Here is a 21,151-nt window from a genome sequence, read left to right on the forward strand (position 1 = left end):
CTGGGAGAACGGGGGATGGGTCTTCGCCACCGCGACGGGCGGGCCGCTCAACCCGAACACGGACTATCACCAATGGAAGGATCTACTCGCAGCGGCAGGGCTCAGAGACGCCCGGTTGCACGACGCCCGGCACACCGCTGCCACGGTGCTCCTGATCCTCGGAGTTCCCGAGCGGACCGTGATGGCCATCATGGGGTGGTCCAGCACGGGCATGGCCCGCCGCTACCAGCACGTCACCGACACCATTCGGCACACCGTGGCGAAGCAGGTTGACGGGCTGCTCTGGGAGTCCACAGACGGCCCCGGGGAAGCCTCTCCAGAGGTCAACTGAGACCAGAACTGAGACCCCGGACGCGCGAAAGGCCCGGCTGGATCGACCGGGCCTTTCGCGTTTTGCTGCTCAACCAACTGCGCGGAGGATAGGAGATTCGAACTCCTGAGGGGTTGCCCCCAACACGCTTTCCAAGCGTGCGCCCTAGGCCAACTAGGCGAATCCTCCGTCGGACAGCTTAGCCCACTTTCCGGCGTGGTTTCGACTGTTGTCTCGACGGCCCGCGCACGGCCGCCGAGTGGCTAGACTGTGCAACGGACCCCTCGCGCGGCGTCATCCTGTGAACCTCCCCAGGGCCGGAAGGCAGCAAGGATAAGCGGGCTCTGGCGGGTGTGCGAGGGGTCTCTCCGTTAGCGGGGTACTCCGGCCGGGTCGACCCTTCGAGGAGGCGGCATGAGTCTTGCGCTGTACCGCAAGTACAGGCCAGGGACATTCGCCGAGGTCAAGGGGCAGGAGCACGTCACCGACCCGTTGCGCCAGGCGTTGCGCAGCGGCCGGATTCACCACGCCTATCTCTTCAGCGGCCCGCGCGGCTGCGGCAAGACCTCCAGCGCCCGCATCCTCGCCCGGTCGCTGAACTGCGAGAAGGGCCCCACGCCCGACCCCTGCGGGGAGTGCGAGTCGTGCGTCGCGCTGGCCCCCACCGGGCCCGGCCACCTCGACGTCATCGAGATCGACGCGGCGTCGCACGGCGGTGTGGACGACGCCCGCGACCTGCGTGAGCGGGCCTTCTTCGCTCCCGTCTCGGCGCGCTACAAGATCTACATCATCGACGAGGCCCACATGGTCACCCGTGAGGGCTTCAACGCGCTGCTGAAGCTGGTGGAGGAGCCGCCGCCGCACCTCAAGTTCGTCTTCGCGACCACCGAGCCGGAGAAGGTCATCGGGACGATCAAGTCCCGCACCCACCACTACCCCTTCCGGCTGATGCCGCCCGCGACCCTGCGCCGCCTCATGGAGGAGATCCTCGACTCCGAATCGGTGCCGTACGAGCCGGCCGCGTTACCGCTGGTCGTACGGGCGGGCGCGGGATCGGCCCGGGACACCCTGTCGATCCTCGACCAGCTTCTCGCGGGCGCCGACGAGTCCGGCATCACCTATCAGCGGGCGGTGTCCCTGCTCGGCTACACCGACGGCGACCTGCTGGACGAGGTGGTCGACGCGTTCGCCAAGCGGGACGGCGCGGCCGTGTTCCAGGCCGTGCACCGGGTGATCGAGGGCGGTCACGACCCGCGCCGCTTCGCCACGGACCTGCTCGAACGCTTCCGTGACCTGGTGATCCTCTCCAACGTCCCCGAGGCGGCGGGCAGCGGCCTGCTCGACCGGCCGGCCGACGAGCTGGAGCGCCTGCAGGCGCAGGCGGCGTCGATGGGCCCCGCCGAGCTGACCCGGGCGGCCGAGGTGTTCAACGCCGGGCTGACCGAGATGCGCGGCGCTACCTCCCCCCGGCTGCTGCTGGAGCTGATGTGCGCCCGCGTGCTGCTGCCCGGCGCCGACCAGGGCGAGGCGGCGCTGCTGACCCGGCTCGAACGGCTGGAACGCGGGGTCGCGGCCGGGACCCACACCATCGCGCCGCCGATGCCCGCAGTGCCTCCGGCGTCCACAGTGCCACCGGTGTCCACAGTGCCACCGGCGTCCACGGCTCCGCAGGCTCCCGTTGCTCCACCGCCCGCGCCCGCCGCACCGGCTCCTACACCGGCCCCGGCTCCTACCTCGGCACCGGCTCCGGCGGCCGACGACTGGCCGACCCCCGTACGGCCCGGCGCCGGGGCGGCGACGCCGCCTCCACAGGCGCAGCAGGCCCAGGCCCCCGCCGCGGGCGGCGGGCCGGTGCAGCAGGCCTGGCCCCAGGTGCTCGAAGCGATCAAGAACCGCCAGCGGGTGGCCTGGATGATCCTCAACGCGCAGGGCAGGCTGCTCGGCGTCGAGGGCAACGTCGTGACCGTCGGCTTCGAGAAGCCGGGCGACGTGCAGGGCTTCCTCAAGGGCAAGCGCGACGAGGTGGTGGCCGCCGCGCTCGGCGACGTGCTCGGCGGCACCTGGCGCGTCGACGTCGTCGTCGGCGGTTCGGGCCCCGGCCCGGCCGGTCCCGCCACGCGCGGGCCGTCCGGTCCGCAGCCGCCCGCCCCGTCTCCTGCGCCGTCCCCTGCGCCGTCTCCCGCGCCAACGGCACCCACCGCCCCGCCCGCCGCGGCGGCTCCCGCGCCCGCGCCGGCCGCCGCTCCCAAGGCCGCCCCGGCTCCGGAGCGGAAGGCCGCCGCACCCGCGGCGTCGCCCGCGGGCACGACCGACGAGACGTGGCCCGACGCGCCGTCCGACGACTACGACGCGCCGTCGCCGTCCTCGGCCTCGGGTCCGGCGCCGCGGTCCGCGCCGAGCCCCGGGCTGGCCGCGGCGCGCTCGGCGGCCAGGGCCGCCGCCCAGACCGGCCCCCGGCAGGCCTGGCCGGAGACGGTGCCCGGCCGTGGCAAGAGCGGATCCTCCCGTCCGGACGACGACGTGGACCCGCTCAACGACGACGACGCGGACGTCAGCGAGCTGTCGGGCATGGCCCTGATCCAGCGCGAGCTGGGCGGCCGCATCATCGAGGAGATCGACCACTCCTGAGCGCCGTCCCTGCCTGAAGAACGGCGGCCGCATGGACGGAGACTGGTGGGGTAACCGGTGTCCGCCCGCCCGCGACCCGGCGCGGAACACGTACGCACGCCGGTGCGGAAACGGGGGCGGACGCCGTAGGCTCGGTCGCGACGAACACGTCGCTGGACGCTGAGGAGCGCAACCATCGTGAACCCAGGGGATGTCAACCTCCAGCAGTTGCTGGAGCAGGCTCAGCTGATGCAGCAGCAGCTCGTCACCGCGCAGCAGGAGCTCAGCGACGCCGAGGTCGAGGGCAGTGCCGGAGGCGGCCTGGTCGTCGCCACCGTCAACGGCAGCGGAGAGCTTCTCGACCTCGAGATCAGCCCGCTGGCCATCGACGCGAGCGACCCGGAGGAGACCGCGCAGACGATCGCGGACCTCGTGCTCGCCGCCGTGCGGGACGCCGTACGCGCCGCGGGGGAACTGCAGCAGGAGAAGCTCGGCCCGCTCGCGCAGGGACTCGGGGGCGGCCTCGGCGGCCAGCTGCCGGGGTTCTAGAGCATGTACGAAGGGGTCGTCCAGAACCTGATCGACGAGCTCGGGCTGCTGCCCGGCGTCGGTCCCAAGAGCGCGCAGCGGATCGCGTTCCACCTCCTCGCGGCCGATCCGGCCGACGTCAAGCGGCTCGCGCACGCGCTGCTCGAAGTGAAGGAGAAGGTGCGCTTCTGCCGCGTGTGCGGAAACGTGGCCGAAGAGGAGCAGTGCCGGATCTGCCGCGACGCGCGGCGTGACCCGCACGTCATCTGCGTGGTCGAGGAGTCGAAGGACGTGGTGGCGATCGAGCGGACCCGCGAGTTCCGTGGTCGTTACCACGTGCTCGGCGGGGCGATCAGCCCGATCGACGGCGTCGGCCCGGACGACCTGAAGATCCGCGAGCTGATGACCCGGCTGGCCGACGGCCAGGTGACCGAGCTCATCCTCGCGACCGACCCGAACCTCGAGGGCGAGGCGACGGCCACCTACCTGGCCAGGCTCGTCAAGCCCCTGGGATTGAAAGTGACCCGACTGGCCAGCGGTCTGCCTGTGGGCGGTGATCTCGAGTACGCCGACGAGGTCACTCTGGGCCGCGCTTTCGAAGGACGGAGGCTGCTGGATGTCTGACGAGTGGAACGACCTGGCCGCACGCGTCGCCGGACACGCGCAGAACTTCATCGACGGCCTCACCCGCCTGGCCGGCGGTGAGGGCGGCGACGCGACGCTGCCGCTCCTCCTGGTGGAAGTGGCCCAGGTCAGCCTCGCGGGCACTCAGCTCGGGGCCGCCCAGGACGTGATCCTCCAGGGCAACGTCGAGCCCGCGCTGAGCGAGGACCCCGACATCGATCCCCTCCGTACGGCTCTCGCCGCCCGCCTCGCCCCGGTGGACGACTACGCCGAGGTGTTCGACCCCTACAAGGACACCGTGGTCACGCCCTACCGGCTGTCGGACGACCTCGCGGCTGTTGCGGCCGACCTGATCCACGGGCTGCGGCACTACCAGGCGGGCCGTCCGCTTGAGGCGCTGTGGTGGTGGCAGTACTCCTACTTCAACACCTGGGGCAACCACGCGGGCGCGGCGCTGCGGGCGCTGCAGGCGCTGGTCGCGCACACCCGGCTCGACGTGGTGGAAGAGGGCACCACGGTCTGACCGGACCGCGGGGCGTCCACATGCTGGTCGGTGCCGGTCTCAGTTTGGGACGTCCAAGTACACTGTGAGCTCCACGTCCTGATTCGTTGGAGATTCCAGTGGCGCTCGTTGTGCAAAAGTACGGTGGTTCCTCCGTAGCCGACGCGTCCTGCATCAAGCGGGTCGCCCAGCGGATCGTCGCGACGAAAAAAGCGGGCAACGACGTCGTGGTGGTGGTCTCCGCGATGGGCGACACGACCGACGAGCTGCTCGACCTCGCCCAGCAGGTGTCGCCGCTGCCGCCCGGCCGCGAGCTCGACATGCTGCTGACCTCGGGTGAGCGGATCTCGATGGCGCTGCTCGCGATGGCGATCGCCAACCTCGGTCACGAGGCGCGCAGCTTCACCGGGTCGCAGGCCGGCGTGATCACCGACTCGACGCACGGCAAGGCGCGCATCATCGATGTGACGCCGGGCCGCATCCAGGAGGCCGTGGCCTCCGGCCAGATCGCGATCGTGGCCGGGTTCCAGGGCGTCTCCCAGGACAGCAAGGACATCACGACGCTGGGCCGGGGCGGGTCGGACACCACGGCCGTCGCGCTCGCGGCGGCGCTCGGCGCGGACGTCTGCGAGATCTACACCGACGTGGACGGCATCTACACCGCCGATCCCCGCATCGTCCGTACGGCACGGCAGATCCCGCGGATCTCCTACGAGGAGGCCATGGAGATGGCCGCCTGCGGCGCGAAGATCCTGCATCTGCGCTGCGTGGAGTACGCCCGCAGGTTCGACCTGCCCATCCACGTCAGAAGCTCGTTCAGCACGAGGGAAGGCACCTGGGTCGTCTCCGACCCCTACAGCGAAGGAACCGAAGTGGAGCAGCCCATCATCTCCGGGGTCGCGCACGACCGGAGCGAGGCCAAGATCACTGTGGTCGGGGTGCCCGACAAGGTCGGCGAGGCGGCCGCGATCTTCCGCACGCTGGCGGACGCCGAGATCAACATCGACATGATCGTCCAGAACGTGTCGGCCGCGGCGACCGGTCGCACCGACATCTCCTTCACGCTCCCGGCCAACGACAGCCAGACGGCCCTCACGGCGTTGAAGAAGATCCAGAACCAGGTCGCCTTCGAGTCGCTGCTGTACGACGACCAGATCGGCAAGGTCTCCCTGATCGGTGCGGGCATGCGCTCGCACCCGGGTGTCACCGCCAAGTTCTTCGGCGCGCTGGCCGACGCCGGGGTGAACATCGAGATGATCTCGACCTCGGAGATCCGCATCTCCGTCGTCGTGGGACAGAACGAGGTGGACACCGCGGTCGCCGCCGCCCACCGCGCGTTCGACCTCGACGCCGACCAGGTCGAGGCCGTTGTCTACGGAGGTACCGGACGATGAGCGAGCGCAGCGAGCAGGCAGAGGCCTCCCGCCGCAAGCCCACACTTGCCGTTGTCGGCGCGACCGGTGCCGTCGGCACCGTCATGCTCGACATCCTGACCGGTCGCACCGACCTGTCCGACGCGTACGGCGAGATCCGGCTGATCGCCTCGCCGCGGTCGGCGGGCAAGGTGCTGAGCGTGCGCGGCGAGGACGTCGTCGTCCAGGCGCTGTCGCCGGAGGCGTTCGACGGCGTCGACATCGCGATGTTCGACGTGCCCGACGAGGTCTCCGCCGAGTGGGCGCCGATCGCCGCCTCGCGCGGCGCGGTGGCCGTGGACAACTCCGGCGCCTTCCGGATGGACCCGGACGTGCCGCTGGTGGTGCCCGAGTGCAACCCCGAGCAGGCCCGCAACCGGCCCAAGGGGATCATCTCGAACCCCAACTGCACCACGCTGTCGATGATGGCCGCGATGGGCGCCCTGCACCGCGAGTATGGCCTGCGCGAGCTGGTCGTCGCCTCCTACCAGGCGGTGTCCGGCGCCGGGGTGGCCGGGCCGGAGCGGCTGTACGCCGAGCTGGAGGCCGTCGCGGGCGACCGGACGATGGGCACCGTGGCGGGCGACGTGCGCAAGGCCGTGCCCGACCTGGCCGGCTCGCCGTTCCCGGCCCCGCTGGCGCTCAACGTGGTGCCGTTCGCGGGCTCGCTCAAGGACGGCGGCTGGAGCTCCGAGGAGCTGAAGGTCCGCAACGAGTCGCGCAAGATCCTCGGCATTCCCGACCTGAAGGTCTCGGCGACCTGCGTGCGCGTCCCGGTGGTGACCACCCACTCGCTGGCCGTCCACGCGACGTTCGAGCGGGAGGTCACGGTCGACGGCGCCCGGGCGATCCTCGACGCCGCGCCGACCGTCGTGGTGCTCGACGACCCCGCGAACGGCGTGTTCCCCACGCCGGCGGACGTGGTGGGCACCGACCCGACGTACGTCGGGCGGATCCGCCAGGCGATCGACTTCCCGAACACGCTCGACCTGTTCCTGTGCGGCGACAACCTGCGCAAGGGCGCCGCGCTGAACACCGCGGAGATCGCCGCGCTGGTCGCGACCGAGTTCGCGTAGGTCGTCACCGGAACAGCACGTCCCAGTGGGTCGGCTCGTCGGCCCATATATCGGCTCCAGCGTCAGACGGCGCGGCGCGGTAAAGCGCCGCGCCGTCGGCGCGCGTGCGCCAGTAGCGATAGACGCCGGTGATGTACGCGTCGAGGCACCGGTTGTGCGCGAGGTCCACCTTGTAGCCGTTGCCGTGGCTGTAGCGGCCGTCGGCGTGCCCGGTCTCGGTGCCGCCGGTGACCGTCACCGGGCAGCCGCTGTCGCGCCGCAGGTCGATGGTGCGCATCAGCGTGCCGTACCGGATCGCCTCCAGCGACGTGCAATAGGGGCGGCGGCGGTCGGTGCAGCCTCCGGTCGACTTCCGGCGCACCCCGGCGTCGAGCAGCAGGCCGGCCGCCCGTTCGTGGCCGATCCGCTCGTCCGCCGCCGTCGTGTTCCAGGTCTTCACCGTGGCGATGAACGTGCCGGCCAGCAGTGGCGGGAGGGAGATCTCTCCCTTGACCTCCACCCTCACGTCCGGAGTGGGCGGGGGTGACGGAGGGGGGAGGGGGTCCTTGGTGTGCTGCATGGGCAGGCAGATCAGTACGGCGGTGCCGATGCCGGCCAGCCCCCGCCATGACGGGCGGACTTCCACGTGCCTCGTTTCCTCTATCGACGACGGGGGCTGAGATCTTCAATGCCACACATGGGTAAGGGCCTGCCCGCTGCCACGACGTGGTTTGCCGCGACTCGTGGATCATCTTGTCGGTTCATGACCTGACACGGGCCCGAGCCGTACAGTGACGAGCGTGGCCGAGAGTACACGGGAGCAGATCGTCGAGACGGCCCTCCGGTTGTTCAGGGATCGGGGGTACGAAGCGACCACCATGCGTGCCATCGCCGCGGAGGCCGGCGTGTCGGTGGGCAACGCCTACTACTACTTCAGGTCCAAGGAACAGCTGATCCAGGCGTACTACGACCGCGCGCAGGAAACGCACGAGGCGGCCTGCCGTGAGGTGTTCACCGCCGAGAGGTCGTTCGCCGGGCGGCTCGGCGGCGTGCTGCGGGAATGGGTGCGGATCTCCGAGCCCTACCACGAGTTCGCGGTGAAGTTCTTCAAGCACGCGGCGGAGCCCAGCAATCCCCTCAGCCCGTTCAGCGCCGAGTCGGCGCCCGCCCGCGAGTCGGCCATCGCGCTCTATCGGGAGGTGGTCGAGGGATCGGCCGGACGGATGGACGACGAGCTGCGCGAGGAGCTTCCCGAACTGCTGTGGCTGCTGTGGATGGGGGTCGTGCTGTTCTGGGTCCACGACAACTCGCCCGGCTGCGCGCGCACCTATCGGCTCATCGACCGGGTCGTCCCGCTCGTCGACCGGCTGGTCGGCCTGTCGCATCTGCCCGGCATCAAGGGCGTGGCCAGAGAAGTGATCGAGGTGGTGCACGAACTTCGGGCGTGACCGAGACTCCATACCGTCCGGTTGGTATGGTCGGGTCACAACCGTGAGAGGGGTGGCCGTGGACCGCTGGGGCATGACGATTCCGTTCTTCGGGCAGACGCCGGTCGAGTCGAAGGAGCTCGTCGCCGAGTTGCCCGCACTGGGCTACACCGACGCGTGGTCGGCCGAGGTGGGCGGCACGGACGGGTTCGTCCCGCTGGCCCTGGCGGCCGAGTGGGCGCCGTCCCTGCGCCTGGGCACCGCGATCGTCCCCGTCTACACCCGCGGCCCGGCCCTGCTGGCCATGTCGGCGGCCACGCTGGCGGATCTCGCCCCCGGCAGGTTCGTGCTGGGCATCGGCGCGTCGTCCCCGGTCATCGTGGGCAACTGGAACGCCGGCGAGTTCGACAAGCCGTACGCGCGGGTCCGCGACACCCTGCGCTTCCTGCGGGCGGCGCTGGCCGGGGAGAAGGTCGGCGAAAGCTACGAGACCTTCGCCGTCAAGGGATTCCGGCTGGAGAAGGCCCCCGCGACGCCGCCGAAGATCGTGCTGGCCGCGCTGCGGCCCGGGATGCTCCGCCTGGCCGCCCGCGAGGCCGACGGCGCGATCACCAACTGGCTGTCGCCGCAGGACGTACGGAAGGTCCGGGCCGAGCTGGGCCCGGAGACCGAGCTGACCGCGCGGCTGTTCGTGGTCGTGACCGAAGACACGGCGAAGGCCCGCGAGATCGGCCGCCGGCTGCTGGCCGCCTATCTGACCGTGCCGGTGTACGCCGCGTTCCACGAGTGGCTGGGCCGGGGAGACCTGCTAGGGCCCATGCAGGAGGCGTGGGCGGCCGGGGACCGGAAGGCCGCGCTGAAGGCGATCCCCGACGAGGTGGTGGACGACCTCGTCGTGCACGGCGACCCGGCGACCTGCCGGGCCCGGGTGCGCGAGTACGTGGCCGCCGGGCTGGACACGCCCGTGCTGGCCCCGCTGGCGGGCGGCGATCTCCCGCTCGCCGAGACCGTACGCGCGCTCGCGCCGGAAGCCTGACGGAACCTGGTGGCCGTCGCCGTACGTTAACCGGAGGGCAAAGCGGGCAGAGGTGACCCCTGGAGGTGTCCTCATGGCGAAGGCAGGACGTGCGGCGGCCACCTGGCGCGCCTACCGCGAGGTCTCCAAGCCCGGTTCGCCGGGCCTTTCGGCCCGGCTGCGGGCCATGCCCCGGATGCTCCGCGCCGCGGTGAAGGGCGAGTATCGGGGCCTGACCAAGGGCAAGCTCGCCATGCTCGGCATGGCCGTGGCCTACATCGTCTCGCCCATCGACGTGATCCCCGACTTCCTGCTCGGTCTGGGAATCGTGGACGACTTCGGCGTGTTCCTCTGGCTGGCGACCGCGCTGCTCGGCGAGAGCGGCCAGTTCGTCGAGTGGGAGAGGGACCCCCGCACCACGGTGAAGTGATCAATTGGTCATAATCCTACCTAGAATGTAGGGTAATGCTCAAACATCACCAAAGGTGCTGATCTACCGAAACGAGCATTACCACTATGTCTTCACGCGCCTCCGCAGCCACGATCGAAGCCGCCCGAGCCGGGTGGGAGGCGTGGCGGGCGGAGCGGCTGGCCGCCGTACGGGCCCCGCTGGGCAACCTGGCCCTGGTGGAGACCCTGTGGCCGGCGCCGGGTGAAGAGGTGTCCCTTGAGAAGGCCCTCGCCGGCCGGCCGCCGAGCGTCACGGCGACGCGGATCGAGCGGACCCACATCGCGACCGGCGAGCCCGAGCACGGCATCCGGCTGTGGGACGCGGAGTCGCCCGCCATCCGGCACTTCGAGACCATCGACGTCTTCCCGTTCGCTCCCGAATGGGTGATCGAGGCCGTCTTCACCCCGGTGTCCGACACGCGCCTGCTGCCCTTCGAGCACCTCAAGGACGCCGGCGGCACCCGCGATCACGCCGTGCCCGGCGACATCACCTTCACGCTCGACGGCACGCCGTACAACCTGGCCGCCTTCGACGACGAGGGCACGCTGCTCCTCGTCGTGGGCGACCGCACCAACGGCTCGGCGACGTACGGCGGCGGGCGGTTCCTGACGGTGGAGCCCGAGCCCGGCGGCCGTGTCGTCCTGGACTTCAACCGCGCCTTCGCGCCGCCGTGCGCCTTCTCGCCCTTCTACAACTGTCCGCTGCCGCCGCCGCGGAACCGGTTGGACGTGCCCGTCGAGGCGGGGGAGAAGCTCCCCGTCTTCCGTGACGGCTTCCTGCCGCACTGATCTCTCACCCTTTCTCCCCCTTCTTCTCACTCACAGCACCAAGCGGCCGCATGGCCGCCGACCAGGAGAAACAGTGAACAGCAAGACGACGTCGCTGCTCGGCGCCGCACTCGTGCTCGCGCTCGCCCTCACCGGGTGCGGATCGGGCTCCTCCGGGTCCGCAGGGTCTTCCGGGTCCTCCGGCTCGACGAGCGGCGCCGGGGCGACGGCGGCGTACGACCCGGACGCGACGATCGAGGTCGGGTCGCTCTACGAGCCGCAGAACCTCGACAACACGGCCGGGGGCGGACAGGGCGTGACGGAGGCGTTCAACGGCAACGTCTACGAGGGCCTGTTCCGGCTCACCGACGACGGCAAGGTCGAGGACCTGCTGGCCAAGGACCACACGGTGAGCAAGGACGGCCTCACCTACACCTTCACGCTGCGCGACGGCGTGAAGTTCCACTCGGGCAAGCCGCTCACCTCGGCCGACGTCAAGTACAGCATCGAGAAGGTCATCGGCCCCGACTCCCAGTCGGCCCGCAAGAGCAGCCTCACGGTGATCAAGAGCATCGAGACGCCGGACGACACCACCGTCAAGGTGAAGCTCGCCAGCAAGTCGATCTCGCTCGTCTACAACCTCAGCTACGTGTGGATCATCAACTCCCAGGCCAAGAACCTGACGACCACCGAGGACGGCACCGGTCCCTACACGCTGGGCGAGTGGAAGCACGGCTCCACGCTCACCCTTGAGCGCTTCCCCGGATACTGGGGCACCCCCGCGACCAACAAGCAGGTCGTGTTCCACTACTTCACCGACGCGACCGCGCTGAACAACGCGCTGCTGACCAAGGCGGTCGACGTCGTCACCAGCGAGCAGAGCCCCGACGCGCTGGCGAACTTCGAGAACAACGCCGACTACAAGATCAACAACGGCAAGTCGACGACCAAGCTGCTGCTGGCGTTCAACGACCGCAAGGCGCCGTTCGACAAGGTGCTCGTCCGCAAGGCGATCACCTCGGCGATCGACAACAAGAAGCTGCTCAGCTCGATCTGGGGCGACTACGGCACGCTGATCGGCTCGATGGTGCCGCCCACCGACCCCTGGTATGAGGACCTCACCTCGGTCAACCCGTACGACCCGAACCTGGCCAAGCAGGAGCTCGCCCAGGCGGGCTACGCGAACGGCTTCTCCTTCACGCTCGACACGCCGAACTACGACCCCCACCCCACGGTCGCGACGTTCGTGAAGTCGGAGCTGGCCAAGGTCGGGATCACCGTGAACATCAACGTCATCACGGCCGACCAGTGGTACACCAAGGTCTACAAGAACCACGACTTCGCGGCGACGCTGCAGGAGCACGTCAACGACCGCGACGTGGTCTGGTACGGCAACCCCGACTTCTACTGGGGCTACGACAACCCGCAGGTCACCAAGTGGGTCGACGAGGCCGAGCAGTCCGACACGGCCGAGGCGCAGACCGAGCTGCTGAAGAAGGTCAACCAGCAGATCGCCGCCGACGCGGCCAGCGACTGGCTCTACCTCTACCCGCAGATCGTCGTGGCGTCGTCGTCGCTGTCGGGCTACCCCGTCAACGGCCTGAACTCCCAGTTCTACGCGTACGGCATCAAGAAGAGCGGCGGCCGGGGCTGATGCCCTCGTCCGTGGCGCGCTGATGATCGCCTATCTGCTGCGCCGGACGGCGTTCCTCGTCGTCTCGCTGTTCCTGGCCGCCGTGGTGCTGTTCCTGCTGCTGCGCCTGCTGCCGGGCGACCCCGCCAACGCGCTGTTGTCGGTCGGGGCGAGCCCGGAGCAGGTCGCGGCGGCCCGCCACGCGATCGGGACCGACCGGCCGCTGCTCCAGCAGTTCGTCTCGTGGCTCGGCGAGATGTCGCGGCTCGACCTCGGCTCCTCGTTCGTCAGCACGCTTCCCGTCGGCCCCGAGATCGCCGCCCGGCTGGTCGTGACGGTGCCGCTGACGCTGCTGTCCTTCCTGCTGGCCGTCGTGATCGCCGTACCGGTCGGGTTCGTCGCGGCCTACCGGGCGAGCACCTGGTATGGCTCGGTGCTCAGCGCGTTGTCGCAGCTCGGCATCGCGGTGCCCGTCTTCTGGGTCGGCATGCTGCTGATCACGGTGTTCGCGCTCCATCTCGGCGTGCTGCCGGCCGGAGGGTTCCCCCAGGACGACTGGGCCGACCCGGGCGAGGCGCTCACCTCGCTGACGCTGCCCGTCGTCACGATCGCCCTGGTCATGTCGGCCTCGCTGATCCGCTACGTGCGGTCGGCCACCCTCGACGTGCTGGGCAGCGACTACCTGCGTACGGCGCGGGCGCTCGGCTCGTCGTTCATCGGGGCGATGTGGCGGCACGGCCTGCGCAACGCGGTGGTGCCGGTCGTCTCGATCCTGGGCATCGAGCTCGCCACCACCTTCCTCGGCGCGGTCGTGGTGGAGAGCGTGTTCGCGCTGCCCGGGCTCGGCACCATGCTCGTGAAGGGCTTCGCGCAGCATGACTATCCGGTCATCCAGGGGATCCTCGTGGTGAGCACGTTCGCGGTGCTGGTCATCGGGTTCGCGGCCGACCTCGTGCAGCGGCTCATCGATCCGCGGCTGCGCCGCTCCCTCGGCGGGAGATTCTCGGGAGACGGCGCATGACCGCCGGCCCCCGCCGTGTCTCCGGCCGTGTCTCCCGCCGTGTCCCCCGGTCGGCGACGCTGATCGCCGGCTGCGTCCTGGCCGGTCTCGTGCTCGCCGTGGCCGTCGTGTCGTTCTTCTGGCTGCCGTACGCGCCGGACGACACCACGGGCGGCAGGCTGATGCCGCCGGGCCTGCCCCACCTGCTCGGCACCGACAAGCTCGGCAGAGACCTGCTCACCCAGCTCATGATCGGCGCGCGGGTAGCCCTGGAGGCGGGCGCGGGCTCGGTGCTGATCGGCGGGCTCGTGGGGCTCGCGGGCGGCCTCGCCGCCGGTTTCGCCACCCGCTGGCTCGACGACACGCTCTCGGCCCTCCTCGACATCCTCATCGCGTTCCCGACCGTGCTGCTGGCCATGCTGGTGACCGCCGCGCGCGAGGCGTCCCTCGGCTCGGCGATCATCGCGATCGGGCTGGCGATGTCGGCGATCGTGGCCCGGCTGACCCGGGTGCTGGTCAAGCGCGTCCTGGCCCAGGACTTCATCACGGCCTCGCGCACCTCGGGGACGTCATGGCCCCGGGTGATCGTCGAACACGTGCTGCCGAACATCTGGCCGACGCTGTCGGTCAACCTCGCGCTGCAGTTCGGCCTGGCCGTCCTGGCGGAGGCCAGCCTGTCCTATCTCGGCCTGGGCGCACCGCCGCCGAACGCCTCCTGGGGGCGGATGCTCCAGGAGGCCCAGGCGAGCGTGTTCATCGCCCCGGCGGGGGTGATCGCCCCCGGCGTCCTGCTCGTCGTGCTCGTCGTCGGCGTCAACCTCATCGCCGACGGCGTGCGCGACGTGGCCGACCCGACCCGGAGGAGGACGAGGTGACCCTGCTCACCGTCGAGGGGCTGCACGTGCGCAGCGCCGAGGGCCGCGACCTCGTCTCGGACGTGTCGTTCACGCTCGGCGCGGGCGAGCGGCTGGGCCTGATCGGGGAGTCGGGGTCGGGCAAGTCCATGACCGCCCTGGCGATCATGGGTCTCACGCCTCCCGGGATGACCGTCTCGGGCAGTGTCGTGTTCGACGTGCCCGGCCTCGACCGCATCGAGGTGGTGGGGGCCGGGGAGCGGCGGCTCACCTCGCTGCGCGGCCGGGCGACGAGCACGGTCTTCCAGGAGCCGCTCACCGCCCTCGACCCGCTCATGCGTGTCGGCCGCCAGGTGGCCGAGCCGCTCCGGCGCCGGAGAGGGCTGCGGGGACGCGCCCTGCACGCGGCGGTGCGGGCCGCGCTTGAGGAGGTGCGGCTGGCCGATCCCGATCGGATCGCCCGGGCCTACCCCCACGAGATCTCCGGCGGCCAGCGCCAGCGGGTGGCGATCGCCATGGCCCTCGCCTGCGACCCCGCCCTGCTCATCGCCGACGAGCCCACGACCGCCCTGGACGTCACCGTGCAGGCCGACGTCCTCACGCTGCTCGACGGCCTGGTGCGGGAACGGGGGATGGCACTGCTGTTCATCAGCCACGACCTTGCGGTCGTCTCGCGCATCGCCGAACGCGTCATCGTCCTCAAGAACGGCGTGGCGGTGGAGTCCGGGAGCGTCGGCGAGGTCGTCAACGCTCCGAGCCACCCGTACACGAGGGAACTGGTGGGCAGCGCGCGCCGGCTCGACGGCGCTCTCGACAGCGCTCTCGACGGCGCTCTCGACGATGCCATCGACGGGAGGACCTCATGACCCGGCCCATGACTCGGCCCATGACTCGGCCCATGACTCGGCCCATTCTGGAGGTGCGGGGCGCGCACTTCGCCTACGGCCGCTCGGCCCCCGTGCTCACGGACGTCTCGGTCGCCGTCACGCCCGGACGCAGCCTCGCGCTGGTGGGGGAGTCGGGCGCGGGCAAGACCACGCTGCTGCGCCTGCTGCTCGGGCTGGCCAGGCCGACGAGCGGCCAGGTCCTCTACGAGGGCAGGGAGCTCGCGCCGCGCGACCGGGCTCAGATACGGGAGTTCCGGCGCGGCGTGCAGACGGTGTTCCAGGACCCGTACTCCTCGCTCGACCCCCGGCAGCGGGTGGGCCGGATCGTCTCGGAACCCCTGCGGTCCCTGGGCCTCAAGCAGGACATGGCCGCCCGGGTCGCCGAGGCCCTGCGCTCCGTCGGCCTGCCCGAGGACGCCGCGAGCCGCTATCCGCAGGAGTTCTCGGGCGGGCAGCGGCAGCGCATCGCCATCGCGCGGGCGATCGTGTGCGAGCCCCGCGTGCTGCTCGCGGACGAGCCGGTCAGCGCGCTCGACGTCTCCACCCGGGTGCGCGTCGTCGACCTGCTGCAGGAGCTCCGGGAGACCCGCGCGCTGACGGTCGTGATGGTGTCGCACGACCTGGCCGTGGTGGCCGCCCTCTGCCAGGAGGTGGCCGTGCTGGAGCGGGGGCGCATCGTCGAGCAGGGAGACACCGCACAGGTGCTCGGCGCTCCCCGCCACCCCTACACGCGACGGCTCATCGACAGCGTCCCCCGGCTGCCCTCGGTTTGAGCTAGAGCTGCTCCTGCCGCAGCCAGGCCCGCGAGGGCAGGGGGTGGCCGAACAGGCGGGCGGCGTTGCCGTACGAGACCCTGGCGATGTCGGCGGGCGGCAGGCTGCCGAGGTTGCGGGCCACGGCGCGCTGGGTGTCGGGCCAGGTGGACTCCGCGCGCGGATAGCCGGACTCCAGCAGCACGCGCTCCATGCCCACGGCGAGCCGCACCGAGCTCAGCGCGCTGTCGTCGAGCGTGCCGAAGTAGAAGTTGCGCCGCAGCACCTCGCTGGGCTTGAGGCCGCCCTCCCAGCTCGGCTCGCCCGCCACGGGGTGATCGAGCGCGTAGTCGGCCCGCTCGGCCAGCATCGGCAGCCACCCGACGCCGCCCTCCACGATGAGGATGCGCAGCTTGGGGAAGCGCAGCGCCACTCCCGACCACAGCCAGTCGGCGCAGGCGAACATGGCGCTCGCCGGAATCAGCGTGGTGATCGCCTCGACCGGGGTGTCCGGCGAGGGCACCGGCGCCCAGGAGGACGCGCCGGTGTGCAGGCACACGACCGTGCCGGTCTCCTCGCAGGCGGCGAAGAACGGGTCCCAGTGGCGGCTGTGGATGGACGGCAGCCGCAGCCGGGTGGGGAACTCGGGGAACACGACGGCCTTGAACCCGCGTGACGCGTTGGCCCTGATCTCCTTCGCCGCGATCTCGGGGTCGGGGAGCCAGGGAAGCTGGAGCGCGATCATCCGCTCGGGGTAGGTGCCGGCCCACACGTCCACGTGCCAGTCGTTCCAGGCCCGGACGAGCGCGAGCCCGAGGTCCTGGTCGCGGGTGCGGCCGAACGCCACCCCCGCCTGGCTCGCCAGCATGCCGGGGAAGCACAGCGCCGCCCAGATCCCGGCCCGGTCCATGTCGCCGACCCGGGCCTCGATGTCGTAGCAGCCCGGCCGCATGTCCTCGAAGCGTACGGGGTCGAGCGTCCACTGCTCCTTGGGCAGGCCCGCGCCCACGTCGAGCCCCGCGCAGGGATAGGTGGCGCCGCCGTACCGCCAGACCTGGTGGCCCGAGTCGGTCTCCACGACCTTGGGCGCGAGGTCCTTGTATTTCTCCGGGAGGCGATCCTCGAAGAGGTCGGCCGGCTCGATCAGGTGATCATCGACTGAGATGATCACGTAGTCCCGCCGCCTCGGCTCTGGGTCGGGATGCAGCGGCGTATTCACGATAGTAAACGGTAGGGCCAAGGGATAACACGGTACAAGCTGCGAGGTCTCCGGTTGGTATCCGTTCGCTCACATTGCGGTGCGTACCGTCACGGCCTGTGACGCCTCCTGCGTACGGAGGTCGCGGGCCTCCCGGCGCACCAGGAGCACCCAGCCGCCCACCGCGATCCCGATGAACAGCCACCACTGCACGGCGTACGCCAGGTTGAGCCCGCCTCCGGCGCCGACGTCGGGCGGCGGCAGGAGCTCGGGGGCCTCGCCGCCCTGCGGCTGCTGCGCGGTGAGCTCCACGAAACCGCCATAGACCTTGTACGGCAGGCCCTTGGCGATCGTGGGCGTGTCGATCAGCAGGATCTGGCCGGACGGCAGGCCCGATCGGTTCCTGATGCCGGTGTTGTCCTGCGTCTCGGCCGGCCGGAGCCGTCCGGTGACCGTCACCTCTCCCGTGGGCGGGGCGGGCACCTGCGGCGGGGTGTCGGCGGTCGCCCCGGCCGGGACCCACCCTCGGTTCACCAGCACGGCGCCCTGGGGCGTGACGAGCGGAGTGATCACGTAGAAGCCGACGCGGCTGTTCTGGGTCCGCCTGCGCACCACGAGCTCGTGGGCGGGGTCGTACCGCCCGGTGGCGGTGACGAGGCGATACCGGTCCCGCTCCGCCACGGACGCGCCGATCTGGTCGAGCCGGTCGAGCGGCACGGGCGCGGCGGCGAGGTTGGCGGTGATCCTCGTGCTCTCGGCCGACCGGTCCTCGAACCGCCCCCACTGCCACCTTCCCAGGAAGAAGAAGGCGGGGATCAGCACGAGCACGAGCAGGTGCAGCCCGACCCACCGGCGCGAAAGGAGGAAACGGTACACGTCACCAGCCTAGGCAGCGACCCGGATGGTCCCGCTCTCAGGCTGGGGTACTCAGTCGTGCGCCGGGCCCGGGGCGGGGCGTCACCTCACGCGGGCCGTCGACCCGGTGGCCCTCCTCGCACACCAGGTGCAGCGTGACGGGCGCGCCGCAGTCGCGGTGGGTCACCACGACCGGTGGTCCCTCGGGATCGGCCAGATAGCGGTCGCCCCAGTGCATGAGGGCGATCATGATCGGGTAGAGATCGAGGCCCTTCTGGGTGAGCCGATACTCGTCGCGCTGGCGCTGGCCGGGCTCCTGGTAGGGCACCTTGCGCAGCAGGCCCTCCTCGACGAGCCGGGACAGCCGCGCGCTCAGCACCTGCCGGGGCGCGCCGGTGCGCGTCTGAAGGTCGGCGAAACGCCGGATGCCGTTGAACGCCTCGCGGAGGACCAGGAACGTCCACTTCTCGCCGAGCACGGCGAGGGTTCGCTCGATGGAGCAGTTGTCCACCCGATAACGCCGCATGTCGCGCATCGTAACCACAACCTCCTCCTTCCATCTAAGTCTACTTGACAGACTCAGCGCGTTCGGGAGAGCCTGAGTCCATGTTCGGAACTCAGGTGAGGCCTCTCGTGGACGTCCGTGTCGTGGAGGTGCGTGCGGCGCGTCCGGGCGACGACGAGGCGCGGGTGCGGCTCTTCGTGGAGGGTCTGTCGCAGGACACGCTGACGAACCGCTTCTTCGTCGGCCTGGGCCGGCCGAGCACGAGCCTGATCCGCGCGATGGTCGCGCGCGACGACAGGCGCGACGCGCTGCTCGCGCTGCACGGCGACGCCGTGATCGGGCACGCCATGAGCCATCTGGCCGGCGGCTCCCTGGGGATCGAGGCGGAGATCGCGGTCGTGGTGGACGACCGGTGGCAGGGCCTCGGCGTGGGGTCGCGGCTCGTGCGCACCCTCCTGCGGCGGGCGTCCGTACGCGGCGCGGTCGCCGTCGGCATGGACGTCATGACGGAGAACCGGCGGGTGCTGTCCATGGTGCGCCGGGCCTGGCCCTCTGCCACAATCAGTACAGAGGGCACATCCGTCGAGATCAAAGCCTGCCTCGCGTTTGCAGAACAAGGTTCTGTTGGTTCACCATTGACTATGTGAAGAGCGCGAAGAGCGGACGAGACGGCAGGGCCAGGATCATCGAGGGCGCCCTGCGCAGGTTCAGCCAGAGCGGGGTGTCGGCCACGACCCTGGCCAGCCTCCGGCAGGAGAGCGGCGTCAGCGTCGGCAGCTTCTATCACCACTTCACGAGCAAGGAACACGTCTTCGGCGTGCTCTACGCCGAGATCCAGGAGATGTACCAGGCCGCCTTCATCGGCGAGCTCGTCCGCCACGAGGACGCCCGCTCCGGCATCGAGGCCATCGTCGCGATGCACATGGCCTGGTGCGGCGAGCACCCCGAGCGCGCCCGCCTGCTGATCAGCGAGCGCCCGCCCCGGCGCAACGAGCCCGGCGGGCCGGAGGTCGCCGAGTCGCGGCGCGAGTTCTTCCGCCAGGTCGCCGACTGGTGGCGGCCGCACATGAAGAACGGTGTGCTCCGCCCCGTCCCCGCCACCATGTGCTATGTGCTGTGGCTCGGCCCGGCGCAGGAGATGTGCCGCCTGTGGTTCAGCGGCGCCCACCAGCCCACCGAGGAGGAGATCCGCGAGCTGGGCGAGGCCGCCTGGAACAGCCTCAAGATGCCCTGACCCCGCGATAGATTCGATGCGTGGACGCCCCTTCTGACCTGGTCCGGCGGCTTCGCGACAGATTCGTGGAGACCGGATACACGATCGACGGCGTGCGTGAGCGGCTGGGCGACATGGCCGCCGCCGCGCTGGCTCGCGAGGAGATCGTGCCCGCGCTGCGCGCCACCAGGGACGCCGATCCCCTCGCCACGCTGATCCGGCTGTGGTGGCTGGGCACCCCGGTCAGCATGGCCGCCGCCGACCTCCCCGTGCAGGGCCTCATCGAGGCCGGGCTGCTGGTGCGCCTGGGCGACTCCCTGCAGGCCACCGTGCACCTCCAGCCGTGGGACACCGGCACGGGCGACCCGGCGTACGTCGTCTCCGACCGCAAGGTGCGGCCCGGCGATCCCTCGCTGCGGCCCGACCACGTCGTGGGCGCGGGCGGCGCCTCGGCCAACCTCGCGCAGCTCGGCTGGGCCGCGCCGGTTGAGCGGGCGCTCGACCTCGGCACCGGCTGCGGTGTGCAGGTGCTGCACCTGGCCCCCAGGGCCGAGCACATCGTCGCGACCGACGTGAACCGCAGGGCGCTGCGGCTGGCCCGCCTGAGCTGGGGCCTGTCCGGCGTGACCGGCGTCGAGGCGCGCGAGGGCTCGATGTACGACCCCGTGGACGACGAGCGCTTCGACCTCGTGGTGTCCAACCCGCCTTTCGTCATCGCGCCCGAGGCCAGATACACCTACCGGGAGGCCGGGCGGCGCGGCGACGAGTTCTGCCGCGACCTCGTACGGCGCACGCCCCGGCACCTCGCCCAGGGTGGTCAGGCGCGCTTCCTCGCCAACTGGCTGCACGTCAAGGGCGAGGACTGGCAGGACAGGGTGGGCGGCTGGCTCACCGAGACCGGCTGCGACGGCTGGGCCGTGCAGCGCGACGTGCAGGACCCGGCCGAATATGTCGAGCTGTGGCTGCGGGACTCCGCAGAACACGGCACCTCGGCCTACCGGGAGCGATATGACGAGTGGCTCGGCTGGTTCGAGTCGATGGACGTGACCGGCGTCGGCTTCGGCTGGATCGCCCTGCACGACTCCGGCTCGCTGAGCCCGCTCGTGCGGGTGGAGGAGATGACCCAGCCGGTCGAGCCGCCGTCCGGCGCGCTGGTCGAGGAGGTGCTGCGCGCGGCGCGCACCGCCCACGAGCTGTCCGACGACGACCTGCTCGACGCGCGGCTGAAGCCGGCCGAGGGAGTCGTGGAGGAGCGCGTCGGCCCGCCCGGCGCCGACGACCCCTCCCGCATCGTCCTGCGGCAGACCCGGGGCGCACGCCGTACGGCCGCCGTGGGGACGGTGGAGGCGGCCCTGGCGGGCGTGTGCGACGGCGAACTGCCCACGCGCCCGCTGCTCGCCGCCATCGCCGAGCTGACCGGTGAGGATCCCGGTGAGGTGCTCGGGCGGGCGCCCGCCGCGCTGCGGTCCCTGATCGCCGAGGGCTTTCTCGACGTTGCAAGCCCACGCTGACGTTGCAAGCCCACGTTGATCGGAGTTTGAACGGCCGGGCGGACA

23 protein-coding genes, 1 tRNA gene and 1 other RNA gene are annotated in these 21,151 nt (G+C 70.9%); 20 read left to right on the forward strand and 5 right to left on the reverse strand.

Features of this window, described 5'->3' with window-relative positions:
* The coding region (locus HCK04_RS37655) for a tyrosine-type recombinase/integrase (protein ID WP_142652208.1) at window positions 1-331 on the forward strand (331 nt) is incomplete at its 5' end.
* 82 nt (window positions 332-413) lie between these two features.
* Here HCK04_RS37655 and HCK04_RS37660 read toward each other — a convergent pair.
* A tRNA-Ser gene (locus HCK04_RS37660) sits at window positions 414-499 on the reverse strand.
* A gap of 86 nt (window positions 500-585) precedes the next feature.
* On the opposite strand from HCK04_RS37660, the gene ffs reads away from it, so the two are divergent.
* The 7 genes from ffs (at window position 586) to HCK04_RS37695 (ending at window position 7,059) form a co-directional block, all read left to right on the forward strand.
* Window positions 586-681, forward strand: an RNA gene (gene ffs, locus HCK04_RS37665) — signal recognition particle sRNA small type.
* Between the two features lie 43 nt (window positions 682-724).
* Window positions 725-2,938, forward strand: coding sequence for a DNA polymerase III subunit gamma and tau (locus HCK04_RS37670; protein ID WP_142652210.1), 2,214 nt, complete (start codon window positions 725-727; stop codon window positions 2,936-2,938).
* A 177-nt stretch (window positions 2,939-3,115) separates the two neighbouring features.
* Window positions 3,116-3,466, forward strand: coding sequence for a YbaB/EbfC family nucleoid-associated protein (locus tag HCK04_RS37675; RefSeq protein ID WP_030508658.1), 351 nt, complete (start codon window positions 3,116-3,118; stop codon window positions 3,464-3,466).
* A gap of 3 nt (window positions 3,467-3,469) precedes the next feature.
* A complete protein-coding gene (gene recR / locus HCK04_RS37680) occupies window positions 3,470-4,069 on the forward strand; it encodes a recombination mediator RecR (RefSeq protein WP_142652212.1) in 600 nt (199 codons plus the stop codon).
* On the forward strand, window positions 4,062-4,592 hold the full coding sequence (locus HCK04_RS37685) for a DUF5063 domain-containing protein (RefSeq protein WP_142652214.1): 531 nt from the start codon (window positions 4,062-4,064) through the stop codon (window positions 4,590-4,592). The genes recR and HCK04_RS37685 overlap by 8 nt, the downstream gene beginning before the upstream one ends.
* A 98-nt stretch (window positions 4,593-4,690) precedes the next feature.
* Complete coding sequence (locus tag HCK04_RS37690) at window positions 4,691-5,965, forward strand: aspartate kinase (protein WP_142652216.1); 1,275 nt, start codon at window positions 4,691-4,693, stop codon at window positions 5,963-5,965.
* On the forward strand, window positions 5,962-7,059 hold the full coding sequence (locus tag HCK04_RS37695; protein WP_142652218.1) for an aspartate-semialdehyde dehydrogenase: 1,098 nt from the start codon (window positions 5,962-5,964) through the stop codon (window positions 7,057-7,059). Before HCK04_RS37690 ends, HCK04_RS37695 begins: the two co-directional genes overlap by 4 nt.
* A gap of 4 nt (window positions 7,060-7,063) precedes the next feature.
* Here HCK04_RS37695 and HCK04_RS37700 read toward each other — a convergent pair whose 3' ends face one another.
* A complete protein-coding gene (locus HCK04_RS37700; RefSeq protein WP_142652220.1) occupies window positions 7,064-7,684 on the reverse strand; it encodes a hypothetical protein in 621 nt (206 codons plus the stop codon).
* Window positions 7,685-7,838: 154 nt separating this feature from the next.
* Here HCK04_RS37700 and HCK04_RS37705 point away from each other — a divergent pair, with 154 nt between their 5' ends.
* The 9 genes from HCK04_RS37705 (at window position 7,839) to HCK04_RS37745 (ending at window position 15,845) form a co-directional block, all read left to right on the forward strand.
* Complete coding sequence (locus tag HCK04_RS37705) at window positions 7,839-8,486, forward strand: TetR family transcriptional regulator (RefSeq protein ID WP_260617544.1); 648 nt, start codon at window positions 7,839-7,841, stop codon at window positions 8,484-8,486.
* A gap of 73 nt (window positions 8,487-8,559) precedes the next feature.
* Window positions 8,560-9,501: an LLM class F420-dependent oxidoreductase gene (locus HCK04_RS37710; protein ID WP_205831200.1), complete on the forward strand. Its 942-nt coding sequence runs from the start codon at window positions 8,560-8,562 to the stop codon at window positions 9,499-9,501.
* A gap of 73 nt (window positions 9,502-9,574) precedes the next feature.
* Window positions 9,575-9,910 (forward strand): YkvA family protein, encoded by a 336-nt coding sequence (locus tag HCK04_RS37715; protein WP_142652224.1) that lies wholly within the window; start codon window positions 9,575-9,577, stop codon window positions 9,908-9,910.
* An 86-nt stretch (window positions 9,911-9,996) separates the two neighbouring features.
* Window positions 9,997-10,719, forward strand: a complete 723-nt coding sequence (locus tag HCK04_RS37720) for a DUF1684 domain-containing protein (protein WP_142652226.1) — start codon at window positions 9,997-9,999, stop codon at window positions 10,717-10,719.
* A 73-nt stretch (window positions 10,720-10,792) separates the two neighbouring features.
* Window positions 10,793-12,352 (forward strand): ABC transporter substrate-binding protein, encoded by a 1,560-nt coding sequence (locus HCK04_RS37725; RefSeq protein ID WP_142652228.1) that lies wholly within the window; start codon window positions 10,793-10,795, stop codon window positions 12,350-12,352.
* A 22-nt stretch (window positions 12,353-12,374) separates the two neighbouring features.
* The gene (locus tag HCK04_RS37730; RefSeq protein ID WP_142652230.1) at window positions 12,375-13,352 is read left to right on the forward strand and encodes an ABC transporter permease; all 978 of its coding nucleotides are present in this window, start codon (window positions 12,375-12,377) and stop codon (window positions 13,350-13,352) included.
* On the forward strand, window positions 13,349-14,206 hold the full coding sequence (locus tag HCK04_RS37735) for an ABC transporter permease (protein ID WP_142652232.1): 858 nt from the start codon (window positions 13,349-13,351) through the stop codon (window positions 14,204-14,206). Before HCK04_RS37730 ends, HCK04_RS37735 begins: the two co-directional genes overlap by 4 nt.
* On the forward strand, window positions 14,203-15,051 hold the full coding sequence (locus HCK04_RS37740; protein ID WP_142652234.1) for an ABC transporter ATP-binding protein: 849 nt from the start codon (window positions 14,203-14,205) through the stop codon (window positions 15,049-15,051). The genes HCK04_RS37735 and HCK04_RS37740 overlap by 4 nt, the downstream gene beginning before the upstream one ends.
* Window positions 15,052-15,083: 32 nt before the next feature.
* Window positions 15,084-15,845 (forward strand): ABC transporter ATP-binding protein, encoded by a 762-nt coding sequence (locus HCK04_RS37745; RefSeq protein ID WP_142652236.1) that lies wholly within the window; start codon window positions 15,084-15,086, stop codon window positions 15,843-15,845.
* A gap of 1 nt (window position 15,846) precedes the next feature.
* On the opposite strand, the gene HCK04_RS37750 is transcribed toward HCK04_RS37745, so the two are convergent.
* The 3 genes from HCK04_RS37750 to HCK04_RS37760 form a co-directional block, all read right to left on the reverse strand.
* Window positions 15,847-17,043: an amidohydrolase family protein gene (locus tag HCK04_RS37750; RefSeq protein WP_142652238.1), complete on the reverse strand. Its 1,197-nt coding sequence runs from the start codon at window positions 17,041-17,043 to the stop codon at window positions 15,847-15,849.
* 69 nt (window positions 17,044-17,112) lie between these two features.
* Window positions 17,113-17,898, reverse strand: coding sequence for an SURF1 family protein (locus HCK04_RS37755; RefSeq protein WP_142652240.1), 786 nt, complete (start codon window positions 17,896-17,898; stop codon window positions 17,113-17,115).
* 37 nt (window positions 17,899-17,935) lie between these two features.
* On the reverse strand, window positions 17,936-18,412 hold the full coding sequence (locus tag HCK04_RS37760) for a helix-turn-helix domain-containing protein (protein WP_142652258.1): 477 nt from the start codon (window positions 18,410-18,412) through the stop codon (window positions 17,936-17,938).
* A gap of 98 nt (window positions 18,413-18,510) precedes the next feature.
* On the opposite strand from HCK04_RS37760, the gene HCK04_RS43190 reads away from it, so the two are divergent.
* From HCK04_RS43190 to HCK04_RS37775, 3 genes are read left to right on the forward strand one after another with little or no spacing between them, the layout of a single operon-like run.
* Complete coding sequence (locus HCK04_RS43190; protein WP_260617545.1) at window positions 18,511-19,029, forward strand: GNAT family N-acetyltransferase; 519 nt, start codon at window positions 18,511-18,513, stop codon at window positions 19,027-19,029.
* The gene (locus HCK04_RS37770; protein ID WP_142652244.1) at window positions 19,026-19,616 is read left to right on the forward strand and encodes a TetR/AcrR family transcriptional regulator; all 591 of its coding nucleotides are present in this window, start codon (window positions 19,026-19,028) and stop codon (window positions 19,614-19,616) included. The genes HCK04_RS43190 and HCK04_RS37770 overlap by 4 nt, the downstream gene beginning before the upstream one ends.
* Window positions 19,617-19,636: 20 nt before the next feature.
* Window positions 19,637-21,106, forward strand: a complete 1,470-nt coding sequence (locus HCK04_RS37775; RefSeq protein WP_260617546.1) for a methyltransferase — start codon at window positions 19,637-19,639, stop codon at window positions 21,104-21,106.
* Window positions 21,107-21,151 lie beyond the last annotated feature (45 nt).

The organism is Microbispora sp. CL1-1 (assembly GCF_012034195.1).
GTDB lineage: Bacteria > Actinomycetota > Actinomycetes > Streptosporangiales > Streptosporangiaceae > Microbispora.